The sequence below is a fragment of the Pseudomonas sp. NBRC 111138 genome (genome assembly GCF_001320835.1).
Classification (GTDB): Bacteria; Pseudomonadota; Gammaproteobacteria; order Pseudomonadales; family Pseudomonadaceae; genus Aquipseudomonas; species Aquipseudomonas paracarnis.
The window spans coordinates 1-11,218 of record NZ_BCBO01000120.1 but is presented as its reverse complement, the minus strand read 5'-3'; the positions used below and the strand labels follow the sequence as shown (position 1 = coordinate 11,218).

14 protein-coding genes are annotated in these 11,218 nt (G+C 61.0%); 5 read left to right on the top strand and 9 right to left on the bottom strand.

Features of this window, described 5'->3' with window-relative positions:
• The coding region (locus tag APH41_RS21665; RefSeq protein WP_054921402.1) for a LysR substrate-binding domain-containing protein at nt 1-701 on the top strand (701 nt) is incomplete at its 5' end.
• 56 nt (nt 702-757) lie between these two features.
• Complete coding sequence (locus APH41_RS21660; RefSeq protein ID WP_054921399.1) at nt 758-1,435, top strand: GNAT family N-acetyltransferase; 678 nt, start codon at nt 758-760, stop codon at nt 1,433-1,435.
• On the opposite strand, the gene APH41_RS21655 is transcribed toward APH41_RS21660, so the two are convergent.
• Entirely contained in the window at nt 1,425-2,027 is a 603-nt protein-coding gene (locus APH41_RS21655; RefSeq protein WP_054921397.1) for a TetR/AcrR family transcriptional regulator, read from the bottom strand. The genes APH41_RS21660 and APH41_RS21655 overlap by 11 nt on opposite strands.
• A gap of 72 nt (nt 2,028-2,099) precedes the next feature.
• Between APH41_RS21655 and APH41_RS21650 the strand changes: the two genes are divergently transcribed.
• Nucleotides 2,100-2,699 carry an NAD(P)H-dependent oxidoreductase gene (locus APH41_RS21650; RefSeq protein ID WP_054921395.1) on the top strand — a complete coding sequence of 200 codons (600 nt, stop codon included), beginning with the start codon at nt 2,100-2,102 and terminating at the stop codon, nt 2,697-2,699.
• A gap of 1 nt (nt 2,700) precedes the next feature.
• Here APH41_RS21650 and APH41_RS21645 read toward each other — a convergent pair whose 3' ends face one another.
• The 3 genes from APH41_RS21645 to APH41_RS21635 form a co-directional block, all read right to left on the bottom strand.
• Nucleotides 2,701-3,090 (bottom strand): hypothetical protein, encoded by a 390-nt coding sequence (locus APH41_RS21645; protein ID WP_034127625.1) that lies wholly within the window; start codon nt 3,088-3,090, stop codon nt 2,701-2,703.
• Between the two features lie 133 nt (nt 3,091-3,223).
• Entirely contained in the window at nt 3,224-4,480 is a 1,257-nt protein-coding gene (locus APH41_RS21640; RefSeq protein ID WP_034127624.1) for a 3-phosphoshikimate 1-carboxyvinyltransferase, read from the bottom strand.
• A 236-nt stretch (nt 4,481-4,716) separates the two neighbouring features.
• A complete protein-coding gene (locus APH41_RS21635) occupies nt 4,717-5,271 on the bottom strand; it encodes a UPF0149 family protein (RefSeq protein ID WP_054921393.1) in 555 nt (184 codons plus the stop codon).
• Nucleotides 5,272-5,455: 184 nt separating this feature from the next.
• Between APH41_RS21635 and APH41_RS21630 the strand changes: the two genes are divergently transcribed.
• Both APH41_RS21630 and nudC read left to right on the top strand, forming a co-directional pair.
• Nucleotides 5,456-6,268 carry a crotonase/enoyl-CoA hydratase family protein gene (locus APH41_RS21630; protein ID WP_034127622.1) on the top strand — a complete coding sequence of 271 codons (813 nt, stop codon included), beginning with the start codon at nt 5,456-5,458 and terminating at the stop codon, nt 6,266-6,268.
• A gap of 5 nt (nt 6,269-6,273) precedes the next feature.
• A complete protein-coding gene (nudC, locus tag APH41_RS21625; RefSeq protein ID WP_034127621.1) occupies nt 6,274-7,107 on the top strand; it encodes an NAD(+) diphosphatase in 834 nt (277 codons plus the stop codon).
• Here the strand turns inward: nudC and APH41_RS21620 are convergent.
• The 5 genes from APH41_RS21620 to APH41_RS21600 form a co-directional block, all read right to left on the bottom strand.
• The gene (locus APH41_RS21620) at nt 7,075-7,854 is read right to left on the bottom strand and encodes a TSUP family transporter (RefSeq protein ID WP_003191011.1); all 780 of its coding nucleotides are present in this window, start codon (nt 7,852-7,854) and stop codon (nt 7,075-7,077) included. The two genes, nudC and APH41_RS21620, sit on opposite strands and share 33 nt — an antisense overlap.
• 110 nt (nt 7,855-7,964) lie before the next feature.
• Nucleotides 7,965-8,681: a phosphatidylcholine synthase gene (gene pcsA, locus APH41_RS21615; protein ID WP_003191017.1), complete on the bottom strand. Its 717-nt coding sequence runs from the start codon at nt 8,679-8,681 to the stop codon at nt 7,965-7,967.
• A 148-nt stretch (nt 8,682-8,829) separates the two neighbouring features.
• Nucleotides 8,830-9,750, bottom strand: coding sequence for a class I SAM-dependent methyltransferase (locus APH41_RS21610; RefSeq protein ID WP_054921392.1), 921 nt, complete (start codon nt 9,748-9,750; stop codon nt 8,830-8,832).
• 236 nt (nt 9,751-9,986) lie between these two features.
• Nucleotides 9,987-10,475 carry a DUF1289 domain-containing protein gene (locus tag APH41_RS21605; RefSeq protein ID WP_054895944.1) on the bottom strand — a complete coding sequence of 163 codons (489 nt, stop codon included), beginning with the start codon at nt 10,473-10,475 and terminating at the stop codon, nt 9,987-9,989.
• Between the two features lie 148 nt (nt 10,476-10,623).
• On the bottom strand, nt 10,624-11,218 hold a 595-nt coding region (locus APH41_RS21600; protein WP_156359035.1), incomplete at its 5' end, for a ribonucleotide-diphosphate reductase subunit beta.

The following is an 11,218-nucleotide window of genomic DNA, read 5'->3' as shown; positions in this document are numbered from 1 at the left end:
CGTTGCGATTGCGTGAACAGGTCAGCCAATTGGTGCAGGACGCCCATGCGGTATTGCGCCCGGCAAACACCCTGGACTTGGGTGAGGTGGTGCGCACCTTCACCCTGCGCACTAGCGAGGAGTTCGTCGAACGCTTCGGCCCCGCCTTGCTGGCGCGTATCGCCCAGGACGCCCCAGGGGTGCGATTGCGTTTCGTGCACAAGAGCGACAAGCACAGTACGTTGCTGCGCGACGGTGTCGTCGACCTGGAAACCGGTGTGGTCGATGCCGGCGCCAGCCCGGAGGTGCTGACCCAGGCGCTGTTCCGTGACCGCCTGGTGGGCGTGGTGCGCGAGGGCCATGCTCTGAGCCGCGGCCCTCTTAGCGCAGCGCGTTTCGCCCAGGGACAACATGTCTACGTGTCGCGGCGTGGGCAGGACCGTGGCCAGATCGACGAGGCCCTTGAGGCGCAAGGTCTGGTTCGGCAGGTCGGCATCGTGGTCGCCGGTTTCAACACGGCCATCGCCCTGGCGCGTGATACCGACCTGATCGCCAGCGTGCCTGAACGCTATATCACCGTGCCGCCTCGAGGCTTGTACTGCTTTGAGCTGCCGGTGACATTGCCGCCATTTACCGTGGCGATGCTGTGGCACCCGCGGCAGGACGCCGACCTGGCCCATCGCTGGCTGCGCGCATGTTTGCGCGAGGTGTGCGGGCCATGATCGGCGCGCAACAGGTACAATCGCCGCTGCCTTGACGCGAAACCCCAGGAATTTGCATGTTCAGTCTTACCCGCTACACCACGCCGTGCCCCGAACCGGTCAACAGCCAGATCCTGCAGATGGTGGTGGACAACCTCACCGATATCAGCAGCGTAGCGCTGGCACCGAGCAACCTGCTCTACAGCATCTACCAGTACGCCATCGGGTTTGAGGTGCACCTGTACCTTGAGGCGTTGAATGGCGAAAAGGGCATCGCGGTCGAGTTGGTCGTGGCGACGGAAGACGAGACGGTGGTGGGTTTTTGCCTGTATTTGCCGGTGAAGGATGATCCGCACGCGTGTGGCATCGCGTTTATGGCGGTGCAGGCGGGCTTTCGTCGCCAGGGTGTGGCACGCAGCATGATGGACGAAGTGTTGGCGCGTTATCCCCACGCCGAACTGGCCTGTGCGGTAGAGAAGGTTGCGGTGTTCGAAGCCATGGGTTTCCAGGTACGCGGTGCGCGTGGCACCCAGGTCGTGATGAACACCCGCAACTACGGCACCGATGGGTTGATGGGCGTGTTGGATGTGGCCTCAATCTACAGCTCGCTGGAGGTGCGGCAGATCCACACCTACCTGCTGCAAAAACACGGCAAGCGCGCCATGGTCGACGCAGAGAAACAGCGTGATCGGCACCTGGACCAGTTGACGCGCAAGGCGCAACTGTTCGTCCAGGGCCGTCTGCCTACGGCCTGACGCGCCTGACCATCCCGAGGATAGTCTCCAGCAGCTCCTGCTGAGCTTCCTCCCGGCTGATCTCGCCATTGGCCGCCGCATGGGACAGGGCTTCCGCCGCGCCGAGCATGGCGCGCAACCCGGCCTGGGAGATGCTGCCGCCGGCGGTGAAGGGCGACAGCGCATCTCGGCATTTATCGAGAAAGATCGCCTCGTATTCGCGCTTGGATGCTTCCAACTCCGGCGAACCGCTCAAGGCGGCAATCACCCCGGGTATTTCCCGACCTTGCAACAACACACAATCGACATACGACGACGCGATAACCCACGCGCGGTCCTCAAGAGTCGCCTTGCTGGTGGCGATGGCATCGGCAAACACTTGGTCCTGGCGCGCGTCGAAGTCTGCATACAGCGCGGCCAGCAAACCCGCGCGTGTAGCGAAGTGGTCGTACACCACCGGTTTGGTGACGCCCGCCAGCTCGGCGAGGCGGCCCAGGGTCAGGGCGTCGGTGCCCTCGTCACGCACCAATTGCCAGGCCACGTCGAGTAACTGGCGCAGGCGATCTTCACGGGACAAACGACGACGGGGGGCAGGGGATTCATTGCTTGACATGCTTATATACCAAAAGTAACTTATTCGACGTAACTTACTAAAAGTAGATTAAGCCGAAACGGAGTCAAAGTCATGCACGCACTGATCGTTGTTGCCCATCACGACCCACAATCCCTTACCCATAGCGTGGCCGCCGAGGTGGGTGCAGGCTTGAGCGCCTCTGGCCACACCTTTGAAATAGCCGACCTTGCCGCTGAAGGGTTCGACCCACGCTACAGCGCGGCCGACCATCGGGTGCACCGTACTCGGGCGACGCCGCCAGCCGACGTGGTGGCCGAACAGGCCCGCATAGACCGCGCCGACGCGCTGGTGCTGGCGTTCCCCATCTACTGGTGGTCGATGCCGGCGTTGCTCAAGGGTTGGGTCGACCGCGTATTTGTCAATGGCTGGGCGATTGATTACGGCCCCGACACACCGGTGCAGAAGAAACTCAGGCATTTGCACGTACATGTGCTGGCCCTGGGGGCGGCTGACGAAAGCGCCTTCGATCGACACGGTTATGCCAAGGCCATGAATACCCAGATCGACTACGGCATCTTTGATTATTGCGGGGCGCGGGTACTCACTTCCGAGTTGTTGTTGGACTCGGAAAGTGGCACGGCCCAGGCGCATTTGCACAAGGGCCGGACCGTGGGGCAGGGGTTGTTTGAGCGTGAGGCCGTCGCGGGATAATTCAAGCGTCGCGAAACAGGTCGTGGGCGTCGAGCAAGCGGTAGGCAATCTCTGGGTTTTTCTCCAGGCCACGGCGAATGGAGGCGGGGATCGACTGGCGGGTCTTGCGGCACATGCCCGGCAGTTCGTCGATGACGATCTGGATCCCGCGCATGCTCTTGACCTCGGTATGCCCGGGCGCGATGTGTACGCGGATGCCGAGTTGGTCGTACATCCGCTGTTGCAGGTGTTCGAGGTCTTGCAGGCTCTTGAGGTTTTCCAGGCGCTCCAGCAGGATTTTTTCCTGCTGTCGCGTCAGTTGCAGAATGCGCAGATCAGCGCCGGGAGCTTCCAGCAGTTGTTCACGGTTGCAGACACAGGCGCCGGGTGGGCAGGGTTGGCGAAGGGTCATTGACGCTCCCGGCAAGGTTCAGTTGTAGGAGCGAGCTCGCTCGCGAAAAACTCACAGGCGCCGCATTCATTCAGCAAACACGCGTTTTGGTTAACGTTTTTCGCGAGCAAGCTCGCTCCTACAGGTTTGTGTGTCAGTAGCTTAAGTGAACGCCCAGGCTGGCCAGCGCTTTCCAGTAGTCAGGGTAGGTCTTGGCTACGCAGTCCGGGTCTTGAATGCGAATGCCCGAGACTTTCAGCCCGGCCAGGGCAAAGCACATGGCGATGCGATGGTCGGCGTGGGTGTCGATCAGTGCGGTGCAGGCGGTGCCAGCCAGGGCGGGGTCGCTGGCGACCAGCAGGTCATCGCCCTCGATGGTCGCCAGGCCCGGGCGAATTTCGTTGAGGCCATCGTGCAGCGCCTGCACGCGGTCACATTCCTTGACGCGCAGGTTCGCCAGTTCAGTAAAGCGCACCGGGGTATTGTTGAATGCGGCGAGCACCGCCAGGGTCGGGATCGCATCCTGCATTTGTGAACCCACCACCGTGGCCTGCATGTTCGGGAATTGCGCGATCACGGCCTGTGCCTTGGCGTCGGGCTGGGTGAAGTCCTGCGCGGCTACACCAATATCGATACGGCCACCGGTCAGTACTTCTGCGGCCCACAGGTAAGTGGCGGCGGAAGCGTCGGGTTCGATCAGGTAATCATGGGCGGTATAGCCCGTGGGGGCCACGCGCCAGGTGGTGTCGTCCACGATGTCTACTTGGGCCCCGAACGCACGCATGCAATCGAGGGTCAGGTCCACATAGCCACGGGCGCCGATGTCCTTGCCGGTCAGCGCCACTTCAATCGGCGCTTCGCCGCACGCCGCCAGCATCAGCAGGGCCGATACGTACTGGCTGGACAAGCCTCCGTCAATCTCAAAACGCCTGGCCTGGACCTTGCCCGCGCCATGCACCGTTACCGGTGGGCAACCGGTGGGGCTGTCGACCTGGATGCCGTTCTGGCCCAGGGTGGCCAGCAGCGGGCCGATCGGGCGTTTTTGCATGTACTCGTCACCGTCCAGTACCACGGTGCCTTGCACGGTGGCGACGGCAGCCGTGAGAAAGCGCATGGCGGTGCCGGCGTTGCCGAGGAACAACGGCTGGGCCGGCAATTGCAGCGAGCCTTGGCTGGTGACGACAAAGGTGGTGTCGTCCGGCTCGTCGATGGTGACGCCCATCTGCCGCAGGGCGACCGACATGTGGCGCGTGTCATCACTTTTGAGCGCACCGCTCAAACGGCTGGTGCCCTTGGCCAGTGCCGCGAGCAACAGCGCACGGTTGGTAATGGATTTGGAGCCGGGGGGCGCGACCTTGCCAGTGAGGGGGAAGTTGGGCGGTGTAACGGTCACGGTTTTCTGCGAACTCAAGGTACAAGGCTCCTGGTCAAGGCGAGGTGGCGTGGAGTGGCCGACGTGCGGACCCGAATCATCAGGCAAACACGCCATGCTTGTCGAGTGAGTGGGTGATCTGCGTATTTTATTGGCATGCGCTGCGGCCCGAATGTAGGAGCGAGCTTGCTCGCGAAAAACGTCAACGATAAGCGTGCTTCCTGAATGAACGCGGCGCCTGTAAGTTTTTCGCGAGCTAGCTCGCTCCTACTGCCTTAGCGCTGGCTCAACCAGTAGTCATGCAGCGCCCGTGCAGCCGGTTCGATTTCGCTGACCTGCAGTTGATGGGCGTTTACATCCAGGTCTGCCGGCAGTTCGAAATTGTCCTGTTCGGCGCAGCAGGAAATCCGCTCCAGTTGCCCGGCTTGTACAGCGGGCAATGGCGGCCAGTTGGCGATTGTCACGCCGCGCACATAACCAAAGCACCATTCCTCGGCAAGGGTCACCGCCTGGCCTTGATGTTCGGTTTCATCGAAACGGGCTTTGAATGCCTGGGAGTCAGTGGCCAATTGTGCGGCCAGGGTATTCATATGGCGTACACACAGCTCGAGAAAAGCCTGGGCCTCGTCCATGTTGTCCCATTCAGGGTTTTGCCCACCCCAGATTGCCGGGAACCACTCGGCCACATCCACCTTGGCCGGGCTGGAAACCAGGGCGGTGAAATAACCGTCGAGTTCGGCCATGTTCAGCACCGAGTGGTCTTCGCCGTATTTGAGCAAGGTGGCGTCAATGAATTCGAAGTCGGCGGGAGCGAGGGGTTGGGCGTGCATGGCATTTCCTTAAAACGTCGAGCGCCGCGCACAGCGCGGCTTAAAGCGCAAAGGATGGCCTGTGCATCGGGTTTTATCCAGCGTCTTTTCCCTCACCGTGGCCAGTCCCGTTTTTGGCCGATGCGCCGTGGCGCACCCTTGATATAGTCTGGCCTTTCTCAATCGCCAGTCAGGGATCACTGCCATGTCCGAATACCAAGCCTTCGTTGTCGAACTCAGCGGCAACGTTGCCCATGTGCAGATCAATCGCCCGGAAAAGATCAACGCCATGAACGCGGCGTTCTGGACCGAAATCATCGACATCTTCCAATGGGTCGACGAGACCGACGCCGTGCGTGCCGTGGTGCTCAGCGGCGCGGGCAAGCATTTTTCCTCGGGCATCGACCTGATGATGCTGGCCTCGATCGCCAATGATTTTGGCAAGGACGTGGGTCGCAATGCGCGCCTGCTGCGCCGCAAGATTCTCGAGCTGCAAGCTTCGTTCAACGCCGTGGACACTTGCCGCAAGCCCGTGCTGGCGGCGATCCAGGGCTACTGCATTGGCGGTGCCATCGACCTGATCAGCGCGTGCGACATGCGCTACGCAGCCGAAGACGCGCAATTCTCGATCAAGGAAATCGACATCGGCATGGCCGCCGACGTCGGCACCTTGCAACGCCTGCCGCGCATCATCGGCGACGGCATGCTGCGTGAACTGGCCTATACCGGTCGTCAATTCGGCGCCGAAGAAGCGCGCAGCATCGGCCTGGTCAATCGCGTGTTTGCCGATCATGAAAGCCTGCTGGCGGGTGTCATGGACCTGGCCCATCAAATCGCCGCCAAGTCGCCGATTGCCGTGACCGGCACCAAGGCCATGATCAGCTACATGCGTGACCACACAGTCAATGACGGCCTGGAATACGTTGCCACCTGGAACTCGGCTATGTTGCAATCCAACGACTTGCGCGTGGCCATTGCGGCCCATATGAGTAAGCAGAAACCCGAATTCGTGGATTGACTGACATGACCCCAGGCTGGATTACCACAACGCTGCTGGACAACGACGCCCCCGGCGGCTGGGCCGTCGCCCGCAGCCGCGAAGGCTTCTTACACGACACCAACGGCCCGCTGTTCCCGCGCGAATGGCTCAAGCGCCAGGACCTGCCGGTGTTTGCCGAACACGGCATCGGCCACCTCGACGGCGAGCCGGTGTACCTGTTGGAACTCGACTCGCCGGCTGATGTGCCAGGGTGCAGTTGGCAGGGCTTGCGCGGCTTTATGCTGCAAGGTGATCACACCCTGTACAAGGTGCTGGGCTACGCCGCGCAGATCGGTACCTGGGCGCGGGAACACCGTTTTTGTGGCAGTTGTGGCCAGGCGATGGTGCAGGTGCCGAGGGAGCGAGCGATGTATTGCCAGGCCTGTGACCTGCGCAGCTACCCACGGATCTCACCGAGCATGATCGTGCTGGTGACCCGTGGCGATGACATCCTGCTGGCGCGTTCGCCGCGTTTCGTCACCGGGGTCTACAGCACCCTGGCCGGTTTTGCCGAGCCGGGTGAGTCCGCCGAAGACTGCCTGATCCGTGAAGTGCGTGAAGAGGTGCAGCTGGAGGTCAAGAACATCCAGTACATGGGCAGCCAATGCTGGCCGTTCCCTCACTCGATGATGCTGGGCTTTCACGCCGAATACGCAGGTGGCGATATCGTGCCCCAGGCCGACGAGATCGAGGACGCGCAGTGGTTCAATATCCACGAGCTGCCGCCGTTGCCGGCGTCACGCTCGATTGCGCGTTACCTCATCGACCTCTACGTGGCCCGCCGTTTAGGCCACGCTGAACCAGTGCTGCCAGGCTAGGCGCACGGTCAGGCCCAGGACCACGGTGATAAACACCGGGCGAATGAATTTGGCGCCGCCGCTGATCGCGCTGCGTGCGCCAAAGAACGCGCCACACATCACCGATACCCCCATCGCCAGGCCGACAATCCAGTCCACCGAACCATTGATGATAAACACCGTCAGCGCCGCCGCGTTGCTGACGAAGTTCATGCTGCGCGCCACGCCGCTGGCCTTCACCAGGTCGATGGGGTGCAGCAGCATCGTGCTGACCGTCCAGAACGCCCCCGTGCCGGGCCCCGCCACGCCGTCGTAGAAACCCAGGCCAAAGCCCTGGGTGGCTTGCCATTTCTTTTTGATCGGTGCCTCCGCGTCCAGTGGCGCCTTGGGCGTGCCACCGAACAGCAGATACACACCGCAGGCGAAGACGATCACCGGGAGCATCTTGTTCAGGGTTTCGGCAGGCAAGTAATGCGCGACGACCGCGCCGGTCAGCGCACCGATCAAGGTACCGACGATGGCGTGCACCCATTGGCGTGGGTGGAACAGCTTGCGCCGGTAGAAGGTAAAACTGGCGGTGGCCGAGCCGAAGGTGGAGCTGAGCTTGTTGGTGCCCAGCACCAGGTGCGGCGGCATGCCAGCGGTGAGCAGGGCGGGCGTGGTCAACAAACCGCCACCGCCGGCGATGGCGTCGATAAAACCGGCGATAAAGGCGACAACGGCCAGGATGGCCAGGGTGGTGAGGTCAACGCTGAGTTCGAAGGGCATGGGCAGGGCTTATTGTTGGAGGGCCGCAGAAGGCCAGCATCTTACTGCGATGTGACTCAAATGTGGGAGGGGGCAGGCCCCCTCCCACATTTTTTACCGGGCCCGCCTGGTTATTTGTGCGCGCCCAGCCATTCCACGGCCGTGCGCCAGATGCAGATACCCAGGAAGTACGCCGACATCAGCGACCATAAGCCAAATGTCCAAGGGTTGGTGTTCGGGTAATCCACCACCATCAGGAAGCTGCACAGCAGCCAGATGGTGGTCACCGCGATGTTGATCGGCATGAAGCGCTTGACCCGGAACGGGTGCAGGAACTTCATCGGCGTGACGGTCAACAGCGCCAGGCCGATCACGGTCAGCAAGGTGACCCACGCATCCGGCTGGATGATATAGACGCACAGGGCAACGACGTTCCAGGCGGCAGGGAAGCCGACGAAGTAGTTGTCCTTGCTCTTCATGTTCACGTTGCAAAAGCAGAACAGCGACGACACCAGAATCACCGAAACCGCAAACAGGTGGGTGAAATCAGGCAGGTCGATGTAGCGGTAGATAAACAGTGCAGGAATGAACACGTAGGTGAGGTAGTCGATCACCAGGTCCAGCACCGAGCCGTCAAAGCTGGGCAGCACCGTGCTGACATTCACCCGTCGCGCCAGCGAGCCGTCGACGCCATCCACCACCAGTGCCAGGCCCAGCCACAGCAGGCACGCCTTGGGGGAGTTTTCCAGCAGCGCCAGGGTGGCCAAAAAGGCCAGTACCACACCGGTGGCGGTAAAGCCGTGGGCGCCCCAGGCTTTGAGTCTGGCTACATGCAGGGTCGATATCACGGGCGGTTCTCCAAAAGGTCAAACGGGGCAGCCGACAACGTAGCGCCGTCGAGTCTGGCCAGGGAATGCAGGTATCGACCGGGAAGGGGAGGATAAGGTTCACCGCCCGGCGTATCCGTTAGCGTAGCAAGCGTAGGATGTTTCGGCATCAACCCTGACGGAACACCAGGGCCTTCAGCCCACTCTGTGGGTCAATGTCAGGAAATTCCGGTGGGTTTTCCAGCCGCTGTACAAACCGCAGGCCCGGTGCTTCGCGGGTCACACCGTCGATCAGGAAGTCTTCGCCGAAGGCCGGATCGTTCATGCATGCCAGCACGGTGCCGTGGGCACTGAGCAAGTCTGGCAGGCGGCGCAGCACGCGCTGGTAATCCTTAGTCAGCAGGAAACTGCCTTTCTGGAAGGAGGGCGGGTCGATGATCACCAGGTCGTAAGGGCCGTTGTTCGTCACCTTGGCCCAGGACTTGAACAAGTCGTGGCCCAGGAAACTCACTCGGCTCAGGTCGTGCCCATTCAGGCGATGGTTGTCGCGGCCACGGCTTAAGGCCCCACGGGCCATGTCCAGGTTCACCACATGGTCGGCGCCGCCTTCGATGGCGGCCACGGAAAAACCGCAGGTATAGGCAAACAAATTCAGCACACGCTGGCCCTGGGCTTGTTCGCGCACCCAGTTGCGCCCGTAACGCATGTCGAGAAACAGCCCGCTGTTCTGTTTTTTACCCAGGTCAATCAGGTAGCGCAGGCCGCCCTCGGTGATGGTCAGTTCGTCGATGGCGTCGCCCACCAGCCATTCGGTGGTGCTTTGCGGCAGGTAGCGGTGTTGCAGGGCCACGGTGTGCACGCCGAAACGGCTCCACTCGATCTGCAACAGTGTGTGCTTCAGGGCATCCAGGTGCTCGGTTTCTTTGAACAAAGCAACTAGCACCACCCCTTGCAGCCAGTCCACCGTCAGTTGTTCCAGACCTGGCCAGCAACGGCCACGGCCATGGAACAGGCGCCGGGTTTCCGCAGGCGCGTCAGCCAGGGCAGTGAGCAAGTGGGCGTGCAGGGTAGCGAGTGCGTCTGGGTTCATCGTTAAGCGTCAGTCATCGGGCGGGCGGCATTTTAAACACAATTGGGTGGGAACTGGCTTGCCTGCGATGACGGCCTGATAGTCGACGCTTATCTACTTTGGGTCGCGGAGCGTGAGTTGGATCATCGTCGGCTGTCAGGGCCGTCACGGGAGCAAGCTCCCTCGCCACAGGTCCAGCGTTGTACCGCAGTAATGTAACTACCTATGGCCAGTTCCCGCAGTGTTTGCGATTTGGGTCAGCGCGTGGCAATCAGCGCCGGCCCGAATGACTCTTTCAAGAAAACCGGGGCGATATAGCGTTCGTAATGTGCCTCGGACAGCAAAAAGAACTCTCGATCTATCGCATCGCGCAAATCCGCCAGGTGGCGTTCACGAAACTCCGGTAACAGCGTCAAACCATAGGCATCCAGCCTGGAAATCACCCGCGCACCCCGCGCAATCAACTGGTATGCCCAGCAATACGGAGACTGGTGCGGCATAAAACGAATCTTGCGCGCTTCCAACTGCTGTCGCAGGCAGTGCGGGTCGAACACTTCCAGCTTGCTGGCCATTACCTGTACCAGCAGTTGTTCCAGACGCAGCCACACCGCCTGTTTTTCCTCGGCGTTATAGCCATTCCACTGGATCACCTCGTGGTGATAGCGCTTGCAGCCCCGACAGACCAGGTCACCGTAGACGGTGGAGCACAGGCCGACGCAAGGGGTTTTGATGGTTTGGTTGGGCATAAAGGCTTGCTTGCAAAGTCTATGGATCATCAATAGCCAATGTGGGAGCGGGCTTGCCCGCGATAGCTGTGTGTCAGTGGGTACATCCGTGACTGATACAGCGCTATCGCGGGCAAGCCCGCTCCCACATTTATTGGTTCGTGTTGATTCAGTCCCAGCTCAACGCGCCGCCGGTCTGATACTCGATCACACGGGTCTCGAAGAAGTTCTTCTCTTTCTTCAAGTCCATGATCTCGCTCATCCACGGGAACGGGTTAGTCGTGCCTGGGTACTCTTCCTTCAAGCCGATCTGCGACAGGCGACGGTTAGCGATGAACTTGAGGTAATCCTCCATCATCGCCGCATTCATGCCCAGCACCCCACGAGGCATGGTATCCCGCGCATATTCGATCTCCAGCTGCGTCCCTTGCAGGATCATCTGGGTCGCTTCTTCTTTCATCTCGGCATCCCACAAGTGTGGGTTTTCGATTTTGATCTGGTTGATCACGTCGATACCGAAGTTCAGGTGCATCGACTCATCGCGCAGGATGTACTGGAACTGCTCGGCCACGCCGGTCATTTTGTTGCGGCGGCCCATGGACAGGATCTGGGTGAAGCCGCAGTAGAAGAAGATGCCTTCCAGCACGCAGTAGTAGGCGACCAGGTTGCGCAGCAGCTCTTTGTCGGTGTCGACGGTGCCGGTTTCGAACTTCGGATCGGAGATCGAGCGGGTGTACTTCAGGCCCCAGGCGGCCTTTTTGGCC